Source organism: Rhizobium azibense, assembly GCF_004342325.1.
GTDB lineage: Bacteria > Pseudomonadota > Alphaproteobacteria > Rhizobiales > Rhizobiaceae > Rhizobium > Rhizobium etli_B.
Map to the genome: position 1 here is coordinate 324,663 of NZ_SMBJ01000003.1, position 17,003 is coordinate 341,665.

Genomic DNA, 17,003 nt, shown 5'->3' on the forward strand with positions numbered 1-17,003 from the left:
CGCCGATTCTTTTTCGCGCGGCTTGCGCGCTTCCCCTCATTGAAAGAAACGCCGCGACATGTCCGCCTCCAATGCCCTCTTTTCCGAAACGATCCTGCTGCTCGGCGGCGCGGTCGTTGCCGCCCCAATCTTCAAGAAGCTCGGGCTCGGCACGGTGCTCGGCTATCTTGCCGCGGGCGTCGTTATCGGTCCGATATTCCATGGCATCACAGACGGCGAGCAGGTTTTGGGCGTTGCCGAGCTCGGCGTCGTATTTTTGCTCTTCATCATCGGCCTCGAGCTCAAGCCGCAGCGGCTCTGGCAGATGCGACGCGACATCTTCGGGCTCGGCATCGGGCAGGTGATGCTGACGGGACTGGCGCTGACGGCGCTTGCCTATTTCTCCGGCGTGCTCGACTGGCGCGGAAGCGTCGTTGCGGGCTTTGGGCTGGCGCTTTCTTCCACTGCCTTTGCGATGCAGATCCTCGATGATGCTGGCGAGGTGAACACCAGATACGGGCAGCGGTCCTTTTCGATGCTGCTCTTCCAGGACCTGGCAATCGTGCCGCTCTTGGCGCTGATTACCGTTCTCGACGGACGAACCGGCAGTAATACGCCGCTTCTGGACTTTGCGATCGCGATCGGTGCCGTCGGTGCGATGATCGTCATGGGGCGCTATCTGCTGACGCCGCTCTTCCAGGTGATCGCGAGGACCGGGGCACGCGAGGCGATGATCGTCGCGGCACTTTTCGTGGTCATGGGATCGGCAAGCCTGATGCAGTTTGCCGGGCTTTCCATGGCGATGGGAGCGTTCCTGTCCGGCGTCATGCTCGCCGAATCCTCCTACCGGCATGAGCTTGAGGCCGACATCGAACCTTTCCGCGGCGTGCTTCTCGCCATCTTCTTCATGGCGGTCGGCCTGTCTCTGGAACTGGATGTTTTGATCGACAACGCGCTCTTCATCGTCGTCGCGGTGCCGATCGTGATGGCCGTCAAGGCTGTGATCATCTATGGCCTGTGCCGGGTGAGCGGTTCTTCGCAAGACGATGCCATCCGCATCGCTTTCCTGCTGCCGCAGGGCGGCGAATTCGGCTTCGTGTTGTTCACGACTGCCGGTGCGGTGGGGCTGATGCCCTCGAGCACGGCATCGCTCCTGGTCGCCATCGTCACACTCTCGATGGCGCTGACTCCGCTCGGGGCCGCACTTTCAAGACGTATGCTGAAAGGCGAGGATCAGGAGGAGCTCGATGAAGACTTCAAGGGTGCGGGCGCCGATGTTCTGATGGTCGGCTTCTCGCGTTTCGGCCAGATCGCCGCGCAGATCCTGCTCGCGGGCGGGCGCGACGTGACGGTCATCGATTTCTCCGCCGACCGTATCCGACAGGCGTCCTCCTTCGGCTTCCGTATCTATTTCGGCGACGGAACACGCAAGGACGTGCTGCGCTCGGCCGGCATCGACAAGGCGAAGATCGTCGTCGTCTGCACGCACAAGCGGGAAATCACCGATAAGGTGGTAGACCTGGTGCAGGCTGAATATCCGCATGCAAGGCTTTTCGTACGTTCCTACGACCGTGTCCATTCAATCGCGCTCAGGAATCGCAACGTCGACTACGAATTGCGCGAAACGCTGGAATCGGGCCTGCTTTTCGGCCGCCGCACGCTAGAGGCGCTGGGAGTCGACGAGGCGGACGCCTTGGAGATCGGCGAGGATATCCGCAAGCGCGACGAGGAGCGCCTGGCGCTTCAGGTAACCGGTGGGCTACAGGCGGGCCGCGACATGCTCTTTTCCCAGCCGGTCCGGCCAGAACCGCTGGTGAAGCCCAAGCGAACGATGGATTTTGACGAAGATCCGCTAGCGGGAACGGCCGACGTCACGGCGGATGCCTAAGCTCTGAGGCGGGCTTCGAATTCCTGATCAAGCGCGCGCTTCAGTTCATCCTTGACGCCCGCAGACATGGCCAATACCTCGCGCGCCTTTAGAAAATCCATCACGCCGGTGCGGCCGACGGCCGGGCGCAAGAAGATGTGCGGCGGCTGGAGCTTGAGTTTCAGCGTGATTGCCGTCTGCATCATCAGTTGGCCGGAACCGAAGATGCTTTCCATGCGGTTGGGGATATGTGTGCCGTCGCCTTCCGGCGCACCGACGACATCGACACCGATGACGATGTCGGCAATATCCATCAGGCACTCGTAGGGGACTGGATTGCTGATGCCGCCATCGATCATCACCCGGCCGTGCAGACGAACGGGCATGAAGACTGCAGGAATGGAAGACGATGCGGCAAGCGCCGGAAACAGCGCTCCTTCGCCTATGATGACTTCGCTCTGACCGTAGTAATCGGTCGTGATGACGTTCATCGGGATATTCAGATCTTCGAAGCGATCCGGCAGGCCGGGCGGCAGGAAGGCCTTGAGGATGCGCTCGAGATTGAACTGGCCGATACGGATTCCCTTTGCGACGGCATCGCGGACCGTCTGCGGCCGGAGACCCCAGATGCGGCTGACGACAGCCGTCTTGTTACCGACCGTCATCAGCGCGTGCTCGCGGATCGCCTCGCCACTCATGCCGGCCGCCATGCCTGCACCCATGATGGCGCCGATCGAGGCGCCGGAAATCGCAACGGGTCGGATGCCGAGCTCGTCCAGGGCTTCGATCACGTGGATATGGGCGAGCCCACGGGCGCCGCCGCCGCCGAAGGCAATGGCAACCGTCGGCATGCGGCTCGCAACAGGCATCTCGTTATTTGCAATAACCGCCTGCCGCACAACCCAACTCCGGATAACCCGCCGCCCCTATTCAGGCTGGTAGCGGAAGAAATGAACCCTTGTATCGCCAAAGATGCGATCTTCGAGAAAGAGATAGGAAGGATCAACCGAAACGGCAACATCCGACCGCTCTTCGAGAACGGCAATCGCGCCCGGAACGAGCCAGCCGCCCCTGGCGGCCGCTGCCATTGCCTTTTCACCCAGGCCCTTGCCATAGGGTGGATCGGCGAAAAGCATGCTGAAAGGCTCGAGATTGCCGACAGAACCCAGGTCCGTGGCGTCACGCCGCAGAATACGGGTGCGGCCGTGGAGGCCGAGCGCATCGATATTCTCCCACAGAAGCCCCCTTCCCTCGACACTGTTTTCGACAAAGAGCGCATGACGGCAGCCGCGCGAGATGGCTTCAAGCCCGACGGCGCCGGTGCCGGCGAAAAGATCCAGGATCCGGGTGCCGTCGAGGCATTCCGAATAGGCGTGGCTCAGGATATTGAACAGGCTCTCACGCGTCCGGTCGGCAGTCGGCCGGATGTCGTTCGATTTCGGCACGGCGAGCGGCCGTCCGCGAAACTCACCTCCGACGATCCGCACCGCGCGTCGTTCCCTTTCCTTTCGGTCCACCGCGCGAGGGCGCGCCCGAAGGCTTTCCGCCACCGCCCGGCCGATCGCCCTTAGGCTTGCTTGAGAATTTCTTGGAGCCGCCCGGCTTGCCGAAGCTCTTGCCACCGGGCTTGTCGCCTAAAGGCCTTTCGCCGCGCGGATGTTCAATGCGGCCCTCGCCGGCAGCGCTGCGGGCAGTGCGCGCACGATCGCCGAAGGACCGGTGGCGCTCGTCACCTTCTTCGCGTGGTCTGCGCTCGCCACGGGGCTTGTCGGCAAAAGGCCGGTCCCCGCGCGAAGGCCGCTCGCCGGTCGCACGCTCGCCACGCGCCGGACGGTCACTGAAAGAGCGGGGACGCTCATCACCCTCAGCACGTGGCCTGCGCTCGCCGCGAGGCTTGTCGCCAAAAGGCCGGTCCCCGCGCGAAGGCCGGTCGCCGGACGGGCGCTCGCCACGCGCCGGACGGTCGCCAAGACCACGATCGGGGCGTGCTGGACGATCGCCGAACGAGCGCTTGCGGCCAAAACCCTCGCCGTCATCCCTGGACTTCGGCGAAACTTCGCTGGATCGGATCCACTCGCCTTCTTCGTCGCGGGCGCGGTTGATCTGCACGCGTGGCCGGTCGTCGCCATGGCCCGAGGGCTGCGGCTTACTGCTGCCCGGCTTTTCGCCACGCTTGCGGGCGGTCGGGGCATTCTTCGCAGCCTTGGCTGCCGCCTTTTCACCGAGCGGGCGGGCGCCGGGCGCCATCCAGACGTTGGCGTTTCTGCGGCTGCCCAGTGCCGGACGCTTGGGCCGGTCGTCTTCCTTGCGGCCAACATCGCGGTCGCCTTCGCGCCTGCCATTCCGGCGGTCATCGCGGCGATCGTCACGCTTGGTGTCGAGGCGGCTCAAGGCCCGCTCGCGCTTGTCCCCAGGCTTCCGGGAGCGCTCGCGCTTCTCCGGCCTCGTTTCCACCTCTTCTTCGGCAGCAAGGGCAGGCGCGTTGTAGATCGGGGCATCGAAGTTCGCCTTGGCATCCTCGATCAGGCGCGGGCCAAGCTGATCGCGCAGCGTGCGTCCGCGCACTTCAACGACATGGCCTTCCGGCAGATCGCCGAGTTGGAACGGACCATAGGAAACGCGGATGAGACGGTTGACATCGAGGCCGAGCGCGCCGAGCACGTTCTTGATTTCACGGTTCTTGCCTTCGCGAAGACCCATGGTGATCCAGACGTTGGAACCCTGTGTGCGGTCAAGCGTCGCTTCGATGGAGCCGTAGAGCACGCCGTCGACGGCCATGCCGTCCTTCAGCTTGTCGAGCGCTTCCTGATCGATCTCGCCATGGGCGCGCACGCGGTAGCGGCGGAGCCAGCCGGTGGTCGGCAGCTCGAGCGCCCGGGCAAGACCACCGTCATTGGTCAGCAGCAGCAAGCCTTCGGTATTGATGTCGAGCCGGCCGATGGACATGACGCGCGGCAGCTCTTCTGGCAGGTTGTCGAACACCGTCGGGCGGCCTTCCGGGTCGGAATTGGTGGTCACCAGACCGGCCGGCTTGTGATAGAGCCAGAGGCGCGTGCGCTCGATGCCACGGATCGGCACGCCGTCGACCTCGATCTTGTCGGTAAGCGTCACGTTGACCACCGGAGTATCGAGCGTCTTGCCGTTCAGCGTCACTCGGCCCTCCATGATCATGCGCTCGATGTCGCGGCGCGAGGCAACGCCTGCGCGCGCCATGACCTTGGAGATGCGTTCCGCCTTGGTTTCGCCTTCGGTCTCGGCAACTGCTACCTTGGGGGGCAAGCTTCTTGCCGGTTTGCCTTCGGTTTTCGGCCGCCCATCGTGCGCGGAGGGCCTGCCGCCCGGCCGTTTTGACTTGTCTTTGAATGTCATTTGTTGTTTGCCTGCCTTTTGGGGCCTGTCTATCAGGTCGCGCCCTTGCGGTTAAGTGGGAAATTGCCGGATCGTGAAGACAAATCGGTTTATGGAGATGGCCCTTGACGAAGCGCGAGCAGCAGGCGCGCGTGGCGAAGTGCCGATTGGCGCCGTGGTGGTGCTCGATGGCGCCGTCGTTGCGCGCGCCGGCAACCGGACGCGGGAGCTCTACGACGTCACGGCCCATGCCGAAGTGGCTGCGATCCGCATGGCTTGCGAAGTCCTGGGGCAGGAGCGCCTGGTTGGCGCCGACCTCTACGTGTCGCTGGAGCCCTGCACCATGTGTGCCGCAGCTATTTCGTTCGCGCGCATTCGCAGGCTCTACTACGGTGCCGAAGACCCCAAAGGCGGGGCAGTCGACAATGGTGTGCGGTTTTACGCCCAGCCGACCTGCCATCACGCTCCGGAGGTCTATTCCGGTTTGAACGAAACGGAATCGGCGGACATCCTCAGAACGTTCTTTGCCGAAAAGAGAGAGCTTCCATGACCCGAGCATTGTTGTTCTCGCCGCCTCGCTTGCAGGGGGCGCCCGGCGCTGAGAAGATACCGTGCAAAGGTCTATGCGGACCCCTATGCGGGGCTAGGCGGGACAAGGTGAAGTGGTCGGCGAGCCGGCTCACGGCCTTCTCTTCGTGCCGGCACTTGACGACGCCATCTTCATCCTGATGATCGCGCACGGCAGGCACCCCGGAACGAGCGCGCTTTCACCGGCTGCATTCTTTTCAAATGTCAGATTTTGCACATCGCGCTCGTTCGCCGTTGGTTTGCGGCGCGGCAAGCCTCATATGGCCTTAACTTACTGCAGGAAGTTCCACCACTTCTTGCCGGTGCCGGCAACTGCGGCATCCTTCCTGCGCTGCTTTGCCTTCTTGAGCTCGGGCTCGCCAAGATCTTCGAGCTTGGCGGGATCGTCGACCTGGCGATAGGTGGTGGGCGGATCGGAAATGTAGCGGCGCTGATCGAGATAGGCTCCCTTCTGCAGGGCACGGGCTTCGCGGTAGGCCTTGGTCTGCGCTTCGGTCGTCTGGCGACCGCCTTCGACGCCGTTCTTGGCGAGCGGCGAGACATAGGTATATTTGTCTTCGTTGTCGTCGGCTTCCTTGACGAGGCGAGCACGGGTTTCTTCCGGCGACTCGACCCACTGCGGATTTTCCTTGCTGGCGATCGTCTGCTGCGGCTCGACCAGCGCTTCCTTGGAAGCCTGGGCAGGCAAGACCAGCGTCGGGCGCGGCGTGTACTTGACGCCCTTGTTCTTCGGCTCACGGGGAGCCAGGGACACGGACTGGCCGAGATCGTCCCCAAGCTGCGCCATCGCCGACGTGCCTGTACCGTAGGTCGGGCTGCAGCCGGAAGCTATCGAACCCGCTGTCACAACAACAGTCAGGCAAGCGCCTACACGGAACCAACGCGTCGCTAACATGAAAACCCTTCCAGCCATGCCGGTGCAATCATCGCCCTACCGGATGACGTCCCCCTGACGTAAAAATCCGGCCATTTTCAGGCAGCTTCTACCGGATGAACTGCAAAAGAGCAATTCATCCGGCATTTTTCTTCAGTATTACAACCCGAGTTCACGCAATGCAGCGGCATCGCGCGCCGATACATCCGGATACTGCGGATCGGAGCCGACATCCTTGGTGATGCGCCAGGACCGGGCGCATTTGGTTCCCTCGGCAAGTGCCGGCTCGACGCTGACGCCGGGAACTTCCGGCAGCCGGAAAGCGTCGGCAGGCCCCTCGGTGACATCGACGGCAATTCCGGAGGTGATGCAGATTTCCGAGAAATCCAGCCCGTCAAGAGCCGCGCGAAGCACGCTGTCGGTGACATGCACGACGGGCGCTGCTTCCAGCGACGAGCCGATCCGCTTGTCCTTGCGCTCGATCTCCAAAGCGCCGGTCACGACCGAACGGATCGCACGGACCTTCTTCCACTTGCCGGCCAGCGCTTCGTTCTTCCATTCAGCCGGGATCGCCGGGAACTGCTCGAGATGAACCGAGACCGCCTTTGGATCGCGCGACAGCCACGCCTCTTCCATCGTGAAGGGCAGCATCGGCGCCATCCAGGTGACCATGCAATCGAAGATATTGCGGATGACATGGAGAGCCGCACGGCGTCGCAGGCTCGACGGAGCATCGCAGTAAAGCGCGTCCTTGCGGATGTCGAAATAGAAGGCCGAGAGCTCGACATTGGCAAAGTCGATCAGCGCGCGCGCAATCTTCTTGAAGTCGAAGCCATCGTAGTTCTCGCGCACGAGCTCGTCGAGCTCGGCCAGGCGGTGGAGCATCAGCCGTTCCAGCTCCGGCAGATCGGCGAGCGCGATCACTTCGCCCTTGTCGTGGGAAAGCGTGCCAAGCATCCAGCGGACCGTGTTGCGAAGCTTCCGGTAGGCATCGACATTCGTCTGAATGATCGTCTTGCCGACGCGAAGGTCGTCCGCGTAGTCGGAGGTCATGACCCAGAGGCGGAGGATATCCGCACCGGCATCCTTCATCACTTCCTGCGGCGCGGTGACATTGCCCTTGGACTTCGACATCTTCTCGCCCTTCTCGTCCATGGTGAAGCCATGGGTGAGGACTGCGTCGTAAGGCGCGCGGCCGAGGGTAGCAGCCGATTCGAGCAGTGAGGAATGGAACCAGCCGCGATGCTGATCCGAGCCTTCGAGATAAAGATCGGCCGGCCATTTAAGATCCGGGCGGTCTTGAAGCGTGAAGGTGTGCGTCGAGCCTGAGTCGAACCAGACGTCGAGGATATCCATGACCTGCTTCCACGGCTCGTTCGCCTTGTTGGCGAGGAAACGCTCCCGCGCACCTTCGGCGAACCAGGCGTCGGCGCCTTCGCTTTCGAAGGCTTCGAGAATGCGGGTATTGACCTCGTCGTCCTGCAGGATCTGTCCTTGCTCGTCGACGAAGACGCAGATCGGCACGCCCCAGGCGCGCTGGCGCGAAAGCACCCAATCCGGGCGCTGTTCGATCATCGCACGCAGGCGGTTCTGGCCGGCAGCCGGTACGAAGCGGGTTGCATCGATCGCGTTCAGCGCACGCGAGCGCAGCGTCGTTCCGTCGCCGAGCTCCTTGTCCATATAGACGAACCACTGCGGCGTGTTGCGGAAGATGACCGGCTTCTTCGAGCGCCAGGAATGCGGATACGAGTGCTTCAGGCGGCCCCGTGCGAAGAGCGCGTGACGGGCGATCAACGCCTTGATGACACGCTCGTTGGCATCACCCTTCTTGCCGCTGTCGTCGATAACACGCGCCGCGCCGCCTTCCGCATCCGGCCCGAAGCCGGGCGCATCGACGGTGAAGAAGCCGGCATCGTCGACCGGGAACGGGATCGTCGACGAAATGCCGCGCGCTTCAAGCTCCCGCATGTTGTCCATCCAGGCATCGAAGTCCTCGCGACCGTGGCTGGGGGCGGTATGGACGAAACCGGTTCCGGCGTCATCGGTCACATGCTCGCCATCAAGCAGCGGAACCTGGAAATCATACCCACCGCCGAGGCCGTGCAGCGGGTGGGCGCAGGTGACGGCGGCAAGTTCATCCGCTTTGATATCGCGAACGAAATTGAAGGTCACTTTCGCCTTGGCAGCGGATTCCTCAGCCAAGCGCTTGGCAAAGATCAGCTTCTCGCCCGGCTGCGGCCCGAAGTCGTTCTCGGCGGTCGCAACTTCGAACAGACCATAGGAGTAGCGCGAGGAGAAGGCGATCGCGCGGTTGCCCGGGATCGTCCATGGTGTGGTCGTCCAGATGACCACGAAGGCGCCTGCCAGTGCAGCGGGGCCCTCGGCGACGGGGAACTTCACCCAGATCATGTCGCTTTCGACATCGGCGTATTCGACTTCGGCTTCCGCCAGCGCAGTGCGCTCGACGACCGACCACATGACCGGCTTTGAGCCGCGGTAGAGCTGGCCGCTTCTTGCGATCTTCAAAAGCTCGCCGGCAATGCGCGATTCCGCGTGGAAGTTCATCGTCGTATAGGGATTATCGAAGTCGCCCTCGATGCCGAGGCGCTTGAACTCCTCGGACTGAACCTTGATCCAGCCTGCGGCGAAGTCGCGGCATTCCTTGCGGAACTCGTTGATCGGAACTTCGTCCTTGTTCTTTCCTTTCTCGCGGTACTTCTCCTCGATCTTCCATTCGATCGGAAGACCGTGGCAGTCCCAGCCGGGAACGTAGTTGGCGTCAAAGCCGCGCATCTGGAACGAGCGGTTGATGACGTCCTTGAGGATCTTGTTCAGCGCATGGCCGATATGGATGTTGCCGTTCGCATAGGGAGGGCCGTCGTGGAGGACGAACTTCTCGCGTCCGGCGGCGGATGCGCGCAGCTTCCTGTAGAGGCCCATCTGCTGCCAGCGTGCAACGATTTCCGGCTCCTTCTGCGGCAGGCCGGCGCGCATCGGGAAGTCGGTTTCGGGCAGGTAGAGGGTCTTCGAGTAGTCGAACTTTTCGGCTGTGTCGGTCATGTTTCAGCAATCGTTTCTGGGCGCCTTCAAGGCGCGACGGCTTCAAAAATGTTTGATGACGGAAGCGCTCGTTTGCCCAAGCGCCCAAAACCCGGACCTTCCGGCCGCTCAGCGCGCGCGGAAGGCCGGGCCGATAATTCGCATCGCACTCGACAGCCGGACTTTATTCATAGCGGCGGTTCATAGGCGTTTTTGCCGGGAAAAGGAAGAGGGATTTGAGGCCGCGCCAGCCGGCATCGCGGCATCAGACGAAACAAAGCTTAAGGTCGAGATCGCCGAGCGGCCGGACACCCGCAAGCAGCGCCCTCGCCTCCTGCTCGTCACGCTTGATCTGTTCGACGAGCGCGTCCAGGCCGTCGAACTTCAGTTCGGGCCGAAGGTGGCCGAAGAAGGAGACGGAACAGGTCCGGCCGTAGAGGTCGCCGCTGAAATCGAAGAGATAGGTCTCCAGCAATGGTGCACCGTTTTCGATCACCGTCGGGCGACGGCCGTAGCTCGCAACTGCATCGTAGAGCTTTGCGTCGTCCAGACGGAAGCGAACGGCGTAGACACCGGCTGCAAGGTCGGCCTCCGGTGGAAGCTGCATATTTGCGGTTGGAAAACCGAGCTCGCGGCCGAGCTTTTCGCCGCCGATCACCTCTGCCTCGACTGTATAGCGGTAGCCGAGCAGCGCGGCCGCCTGGCCGACATCGCCTTCCTTCAACAACTCGCGGATGCGGCTCGATGAGACGACCTCGGCATTCTCGTCGCGAAATGCGTCGATCAGAGTGACGCCGAAACCGTATTTATGGCCGGCATCCATCAGGAAGGCCGGGCCGCCCTCGCGATTCTTGCCGAAATGGAAATCGAAGCCGGTGACAACTTCGGAGGCACCCAGCCAGTCCTTCAGGATGCCGTGAATGAAGTCGTCCGGCGAGCGCTGCGAGAACTCGCGGTCGAAGGGATATTCGATGACGGCGTTGAAGCCGATCGCCTCCAGGATGCGGGCCTTCAAAGGTGCAGGCGTGATGCGGAAGACCGGTGTTTCCGGCCTGAAGACCGTGCGGGGATGCGGTTCGAAAGTCAGCACCAGTGCCGGGATCTCCCGCTCCTTCGAGATTTCCAGCGCGCGGTTCAGGACCGATTGATGGCCGCGATGGACGCCGTCGAAATTGCCGATGGCAATTACCCCGCCTTTCAAGTGGTCAGGCAGGGGTTCGCGGGTTTCATTGCGGTGAAAAACGGTCATCGGCGGGCTTCTTCTTATGCGAGGCGCGGCATCCACCACTTGGGCGCGGCCTTCTCGCGTTCGAGATAGGCATGCAGGATCGCCTCGTCGGTCTCGCCGTTCAGCGTGTATTCCTTCGCGTGGATGCCGCCGCTGATATAGAGGAGATCGAGGCCGTAATCGAGAGCGCCGTGCACATCCGTCGGCATGCCGTCGCCGATGGCAAGAATGCGACTTTTCGGGAAATCGCCGCGAAGCTCGTGCGCAGTTGCCAGCACGGCGTCGTAGATCGGCGCGTGCGGCTTTCCGGCGATGCGGATCTCGCCGCCCAACTGGTGGTAATAGGCAGCCATGGCTCCGGCGCAGGGGATGATGCGGTGCCCACGTTCAACGACAAGGTCCGGATTGGCGCAGACCATCGGCACGTTGCGCGCCTGAAAATCCTCCAGCATATCGGTGTAGTCTTCCGGCTTTTCCGTCTCGTCGTCGAAGAAACCGGTGCAGACCACGGTTTCGGCGTCCTTCGCATCGACGCGTTCGACGCCGAGACCTTCGATGATGGCCAGATCGCGATCCGGGCCGAGCAGGAACACCTTCTTCGGGCCTTGGGCGATCAGGCCGCGGGTGACGTCGCCGGAGGTGACGATCCGGTCATAGGCGCCGTCCTGGATGCCGATCTGGCGAAGCTGGGCGACGACCTGCGGCGCGATTCGCGGTGAATTGGTGATGAGGATGACGGCAAGCCCCTCGTCGCGCGCCGCTTCCAGAGCAGCAGCGGCAGTGGGGAAAGGATCGACGCCATTGTGAAGCACGCCCCAGACATCGCAGAAAATCGCATCATACTGGCTGGTGATCTCCGCAAAACTTCCAATCCGCTTGGCCATCCGATTTCCCGATTTGCTTTCAGTCAGGCGTGACATTGCAAAGGCATGCCGCGATGGCAAGGGGTTTTGGGCGTTCTTCAGCAAAAACCATCGTACATTGCACCAGAGTCACGCCACGCCGTCGACAGCCTGCGCGCCTCCGAAGCTCCGGCAACCGACACGGGTTGAACCGGGCGATGATTCAACAATTCCCGGCCTCTTCACAATTCCGGCGCAAAATTCCGTGATGGGTCTTCTTGACTCCTTCCGGAGCCATCCCTAAATGCTCGGCGCTAGCACTCCTCTACGGAGAGTGCTAACACTTATCCATGTGGGCCGCCCGGCCTGCGAATGTCATTTGATCGAGGGATTAGACAATGGCAAGCACCAATTTCCGCCCCCTTCACGACCGCGTCGTCGTTCGCCGCGTTGAGTCCGAAGAAAAGACCAAAGGCGGCATCATCATTCCCGATACCGCTAAGGAAAAGCCGCAGGAAGGCGAAATCGTCGCCGTCGGTTCCGGCGCTCGTGACGAAGCCGGCAAGGTCGTCGCTCTCGACGTCAAGGCTGGCGACCGCGTTCTGTTCGGCAAGTGGTCCGGCACAGAAGTCAAGATCAACGGCGAAGACCTTCTGATCATGAAGGAAGCCGACATCATGGGCATTATCGGCTGATCCAGCCGGTCGCTTTTTACTCGAAATCGCTGACAACCCTTCTCAGGAGTTTTCAAAATGGCAGCTAAAGAAATTAAGTTCGGCCGCACCGCGCGCGAAAAGATGCTGCGCGGCGTCGATATCCTCGCTGACGCAGTCAAGGTAACGCTCGGCCCGAAAGGCCGCAACGTCATCATCGACAAGTCCTTCGGCGCGCCGCGCATCACCAAGGACGGCGTGTCGGTCGCCAAGGAAATCGAACTGGACGACAAGTTCGAAAACATGGGCGCCCAGATGGTCCGCGAAGTCGCTTCGAAGACCAACGACATCGCCGGTGACGGCACCACGACCGCAACAGTTCTCGCACAGGCCATCGTTCGCGAAGGCAACAAGGCCGTTGCAGCGGGCATGAACCCGATGGACCTGAAGCGTGGCATCGATCTCGCCGTTAGCGAAGTCGTCAAGGATCTCCAGGCCAAGGCCAAGAAGATCTCCACTTCGGAAGAAGTAGCTCAGGTCGGCACGATCTCCGCAAACGGCGACAGCCAGGTCGGCCGTGACATTGCTGAGGCCATGCAGAAGGTCGGCAACGAAGGCGTCATCACCGTCGAAGAAGCCAAGACCGCCGAAACCGAACTCGAAGTCGTCGAAGGCATGCAGTTCGACCGTGGCTACCTGTCGCCGTACTTCGTCACCAACCCGGAAAAGATGGTTGCTGACCTCGAAGACGCCTACATCCTGCTGCACGAGAAGAAGCTCTCGAACCTGCAGTCGATGCTTCCGGTTCTCGAAGCTGTCGTCCAGACCGGCAAGCCGCTGCTCATCATCGCTGAAGACGTCGAAGGCGAAGCACTTGCAACGCTCGTCGTCAACAAGCTGCGCGGCGGGCTGAAGATTGCTGCCGTCAAGGCTCCGGGCTTCGGCGACCGCCGCAAGGCCATGCTCGAGGACATCGCGATCCTCACCGGCGGCACGGTCATCTCCGAAGACCTCGGCATCAAGCTCGAGTCCGTCACGCTCGACATGCTCGGCCGCACCAAGAAGGTTTCGATCTCCAAGGAAAACACCACGATCGTCGACGGCGCCGGCGCCAAGTCCGACATCGAAGGCCGCGTTGCACAGATCAAGGCGCAGATCGAAGAAACCACCTCCGACTACGACCGCGAGAAGCTGCAGGAACGCCTTGCCAAGCTCGCCGGCGGCGTTGCCGTCATCCGCGTCGGCGGCTCGACGGAAGTCGAAGTGAAGGAAAAGAAGGACCGTATCGACGACGCTCTCAATGCGACGCGCGCTGCTGTTCAGGAAGGTATCGTCCCGGGCGGCGGCGTTGCCCTGCTCCGCTCCTCCGTCAAGATCACCTCCAAGGGTGTGAACGACGACCAGGAAGCCGGCATCAACATCGTTCGCAAGGCGCTGCAGTCGCTGGTTCGCCAGATCGCCGACAACGCTGGTGACGAAGCTTCGATCGTCGTCGGAAAGATCCTCGACAAGAATGACGACAACTACGGCTACAACGCCCAGACGAGCGAGTATGGCGACATGATCGCCATGGGTATCGTCGATCCGGTCAAGGTCGTCCGTACGGCTCTGCAGAATGCAGCTTCAGTTGCTTCGCTGCTGATCACCACGGAAGCCATGATCGCCGAGCTGCCCAAGAAGGAAGCTCCGGCAATGCCGGGCGGCGGCATGGGCGGAATGGGCGGAATGGACATGATGTGAGACTGAGGTCTCGCATCTGAGCCATCCGGTTCAGTTCAGGAAGGGCGGTCTCTGACCGCCCTTTTTTTGAGCGCGAATTCGCAGCTGCGCAGCACCCGGCAAAGGCATCGACCTGGCGAAACGTCTAGACATTGCCTGTCTTCTTGACGCCACCAGCCGGAGCTTTCGCGAAGCTTGCGCCGCCAGATTTTCAGTAAATGTTCGAATTTTCGCTTGGACCGGTATCCGGCGGGCAAAAAAAGTTGCGTCGCGACCTGAAACCGCGTGAAAACGATCACAGACTGGTTTTTGTACTTCTCTTGCGACGCTTTCCAGCCAAATTGCCTGATGAGGCCGTATTGAGCGGACTGGGATCAGCCCCGAAAAAGCCGTTGCCGTTTGGCGAAAAGCTCCTATAAATCCGCTGCAATCGATCTGCGTTCGAGGATCGTTCTCACCCGCCAGTGAGACCGGACCGCCATCGTAACCCGCGTGAACATTCGCCGACGGATGTTTCCGCGACAAGCAAGAGCGAGCCTCGTTGCCCCGGCGATCGAGGTTTTAGACCGCAGGCAGGATGCCTGGCGCCGTATGACCCTGTTTCGCTCTGACCGCAGCGCAGCCGAGACTGCGCCTGAACCGGGGAACCTCTTGTTTAAGATCGCCAATGCAGCTCTTGCCGCCCCCCTGATGCCTGGATCGCTGGATCTGAGCCATCGCCACCAGGAAATGCTTGCTCAATTTTCGGTCTTTGAGGCCTGGCAGGGCGACTTTTCGAGCGGAATGATCCGCCTCGGCGACTGGAGTAGCATGCTGCATGGCCTTTCGGCACATGAATGCGGCCTTCTGAGCCTGCTGCGCTGCTATGATCCGAAAGATCGCGGGCATATCATCGCGCTTCTCGAGCAAGCTACAACTGTTTCATCGTCCTTCTGCTTTTCCACCACGATCATGATGCCGAACGGCCTGTGTCAGCCGGTTTTCTGCATGGGTCAGTCGAGCGGTGTGGAGAAAAAGTTCAGTGGTAGCATGGCGGGGGTCTTCATCTTTCCGCGCTTCACACAGGAAGGATCAAACCAGACGGCAAGCCGGGATCAGGCGCAAGCATCTTGAGGACAGCAGATCCTGCGACCCCCCATAGCGAGACAGCGGGCTCTTGACGACAACCGAAATCGGGCGCGAGCGTCAGGCAGACTGGGAGGAATCTCGTGATCGACCGCGACCATGGTCGGATTTTCGGCCAATCTGGTCAATGTGCGCGAAGAGCGCCGGGTCAGCCGGCCAGAAGGTGGCTCGATCATGGCGCGGGCGCCCTTTCGCCTTCGGCTCGCACGGATTACACCATGATCGTTGGATCCAGTAGATCCACGAAAGCTTCGATGAAGCGGACCGGATTGTCCGGTCCGACGCAGTCGTCCCAGCGACGCTTCGGGCACGCCGCTTCCTGTGACCCGCCCTTCCTTTGGGCCGGATCACTCCGGCTTTACGGGAATGTTCAAACCCTTGGCGCTTGCCGGTCGCGCGATGCAGCGTTCGAGCCAGGCCATGACGGAGGGGAACTTTGCATAGTCCAGGACTTCCCGGCCGCCGTAGAAGATGTTGGCGCCGCGGATCCATGGGAATGTGGTGATGTCCGCAATGGTATAGGCCTCGCCCATGATCCACTGCCGTCCCTCAAGGCGGCCTTCCAGCACGCCCAGCAGCCGCTTGGCTTCGTCGCGGTAACGCTCCATCGGATAGGAATTATTGGCGATCTTTTCAGCCGCGAATTTGAAGAAATGGCCAAACTGGCCGAACATCGGGCCGATGCCCGCCATCTGGAAGAACACCCACTGGATGGTCTCGTAGCGTCCCACAGCATCCGGCGGGAGGAGCTGGCCGGTTTTTTCCGCGAGATAAAGGAGAATCGCGCCTGACTCGAAAAGGCCGATCGGCTTCCCGCCCGGCCCGTTCGGATCCATGATCGCCGGTATGCGGCCATTCGGATTGAGCGAGAGGAATTCGGCAGACTTCTGATTGTTGGTTGCAAACGAGATGTAATGCGCCTCGTAAGGCAGACCGAGCTCTTCCAGGGCGATCGCAATCTTCGCACCGTTCGGCGTTTGCAACGAATAAAGCTGGATAATATTCGGATTCTGCGCCGGCCAGCGCTTGGTAATCGGAAATGCGGAAAGGTCTGCCATGCTTTTGTCTCCTGGGAGGTTGGGGGGCGAACATAGAAGACCGGCGGCGAAAAAGACAAGCCGCTCAGCGGGGAGACTGTTTCAGATTAGTGAACAAAGCATCCTCTTTTGTTTATCTTTTCATCGCAGCCGAAAAAGGCGACAACACCGGGCAATCGAGGTTCAGACGGTGCCGGGGCACGGGGACCTCCAGATCAATTCAAACGGAGATCGCGTCCATGTCGAATACCAACAGCATCGTCCTTCTTGTTGCCCGCATCCTGCTTTCGTTTATGTTCATCATGTCCGGCTTCGGTAAGCTCACCGATCCGGCCGGCACAGCCGGGATGATCAGCGGGGCCGGCCTTCCTGCCGCAACGCTTCTGGCCTATGGCGCTGGCCTTTTTGAGCTTGTTGCGGGGCTTGCCGTCCTCGTGGGCTTCCAGACCCGTATCGTCGGCTGGGCGCTCGCCCTTTTCTGCGCCTTCACCGGCCTCGTCTTCCACAGCGGCACGATCAATGTTCCGGATTTCCCGGCTGCAGCCAATGGCTGGATCAACGTGCTCAACCAGATCATGCTGATGAAGAACCTTACCCTTGCCGGCGCCTATATCCTCCTCGCCACCTTCGGCCCGGGCGCCTATTCGCTCGACGCACGCCGCGGCGCATATGCGCTCACCGCCTAAGCGCAAAAATCCTCCCAA

General features: G+C 61.5%; 14 protein-coding genes. 6 read left to right on the forward strand and 8 right to left on the reverse strand.

Annotation, left to right across the window (positions count from 1 at the left end; translation table 11 throughout):
- Positions 1-58 precede the first annotated feature (58 nt).
- Positions 59-1,867, forward strand: coding sequence for a monovalent cation:proton antiporter-2 (CPA2) family protein (locus EV130_RS09155; protein ID WP_132660067.1), 1,809 nt, complete (start codon positions 59-61; stop codon positions 1,865-1,867).
- Here EV130_RS09155 and EV130_RS09160 read toward each other — a convergent pair.
- Genes EV130_RS09160 through EV130_RS09170 form a run of 3 tightly spaced genes read right to left on the reverse strand, consistent with a single transcriptional unit; the run spans position 1,864 to position 5,215 of the window.
- Positions 1,864-2,715 (reverse strand): patatin-like phospholipase family protein, encoded by an 852-nt coding sequence (locus EV130_RS09160; protein ID WP_420493379.1) that lies wholly within the window; start codon positions 2,713-2,715, stop codon positions 1,864-1,866. The genes EV130_RS09155 and EV130_RS09160 overlap by 4 nt on opposite strands.
- A 57-nt stretch (positions 2,716-2,772) precedes the next feature.
- Complete coding sequence (rsmD, locus tag EV130_RS09165; RefSeq protein ID WP_074060374.1) at positions 2,773-3,333, reverse strand: 16S rRNA (guanine(966)-N(2))-methyltransferase RsmD; 561 nt, start codon at positions 3,331-3,333, stop codon at positions 2,773-2,775.
- Positions 3,314-5,215 carry a pseudouridine synthase gene (locus tag EV130_RS09170; protein ID WP_132660069.1) on the reverse strand — a complete coding sequence of 634 codons (1,902 nt, stop codon included), beginning with the start codon at positions 5,213-5,215 and terminating at the stop codon, positions 3,314-3,316. The genes rsmD and EV130_RS09170 overlap by 20 nt, the downstream gene beginning before the upstream one ends.
- Before the next feature lie 91 nt (positions 5,216-5,306).
- On the opposite strand from EV130_RS09170, the gene EV130_RS09175 reads away from it, so the two are divergent.
- The gene (locus EV130_RS09175) at positions 5,307-5,744 is read left to right on the forward strand and encodes a nucleoside deaminase (protein WP_074060372.1); all 438 of its coding nucleotides are present in this window, start codon (positions 5,307-5,309) and stop codon (positions 5,742-5,744) included.
- A 309-nt stretch (positions 5,745-6,053) separates the two neighbouring features.
- On the opposite strand, the gene EV130_RS09180 is transcribed toward EV130_RS09175, so the two are convergent.
- The 4 genes from EV130_RS09180 to EV130_RS09195 all read right to left on the reverse strand — a co-directional run bounded on the left by EV130_RS09180 (position 6,054) and on the right by EV130_RS09195 (position 11,807).
- A complete protein-coding gene (locus EV130_RS09180; RefSeq protein WP_074060371.1) occupies positions 6,054-6,677 on the reverse strand; it encodes a hypothetical protein in 624 nt (207 codons plus the stop codon).
- A 138-nt stretch (positions 6,678-6,815) separates the two neighbouring features.
- A complete protein-coding gene (gene ileS, locus EV130_RS09185) occupies positions 6,816-9,716 on the reverse strand; it encodes an isoleucine--tRNA ligase (protein ID WP_074060370.1) in 2,901 nt (966 codons plus the stop codon).
- A 244-nt stretch (positions 9,717-9,960) separates the two neighbouring features.
- Positions 9,961-10,944, reverse strand: coding sequence for a bifunctional riboflavin kinase/FAD synthetase (locus EV130_RS09190; protein WP_074060369.1), 984 nt, complete (start codon positions 10,942-10,944; stop codon positions 9,961-9,963).
- Positions 10,945-10,958: 14 nt separating this feature from the next.
- Positions 10,959-11,807: a TIGR01459 family HAD-type hydrolase gene (locus EV130_RS09195; protein ID WP_132551995.1), complete on the reverse strand. Its 849-nt coding sequence runs from the start codon at positions 11,805-11,807 to the stop codon at positions 10,959-10,961.
- A gap of 356 nt (positions 11,808-12,163) precedes the next feature.
- Between EV130_RS09195 and groES the strand changes: the two genes are divergently transcribed.
- The 3 genes from groES (at position 12,164) to EV130_RS09210 (ending at position 15,250) form a co-directional block, all read left to right on the forward strand.
- Positions 12,164-12,460: a co-chaperone GroES gene (groES, locus tag EV130_RS09200; RefSeq protein WP_074060367.1), complete on the forward strand. Its 297-nt coding sequence runs from the start codon at positions 12,164-12,166 to the stop codon at positions 12,458-12,460.
- A gap of 57 nt (positions 12,461-12,517) precedes the next feature.
- On the forward strand, positions 12,518-14,158 hold the full coding sequence (gene groL, locus EV130_RS09205; RefSeq protein WP_074060366.1) for a chaperonin GroEL: 1,641 nt from the start codon (positions 12,518-12,520) through the stop codon (positions 14,156-14,158).
- A gap of 630 nt (positions 14,159-14,788) precedes the next feature.
- Entirely contained in the window at positions 14,789-15,250 is a 462-nt protein-coding gene (locus tag EV130_RS09210; protein ID WP_132551994.1) for a hypothetical protein, read from the forward strand.
- A gap of 359 nt (positions 15,251-15,609) precedes the next feature.
- On the opposite strand, the gene EV130_RS09215 is transcribed toward EV130_RS09210, so the two are convergent.
- Complete coding sequence (locus EV130_RS09215) at positions 15,610-16,320, reverse strand: glutathione binding-like protein (RefSeq protein WP_132660071.1); 711 nt, start codon at positions 16,318-16,320, stop codon at positions 15,610-15,612.
- 218 nt (positions 16,321-16,538) lie between these two features.
- On the opposite strand from EV130_RS09215, the gene EV130_RS09220 reads away from it, so the two are divergent.
- Complete coding sequence (locus EV130_RS09220) at positions 16,539-16,985, forward strand: DoxX family protein (RefSeq protein ID WP_132551993.1); 447 nt, start codon at positions 16,539-16,541, stop codon at positions 16,983-16,985.
- Positions 16,986-17,003 lie beyond the last annotated feature (18 nt).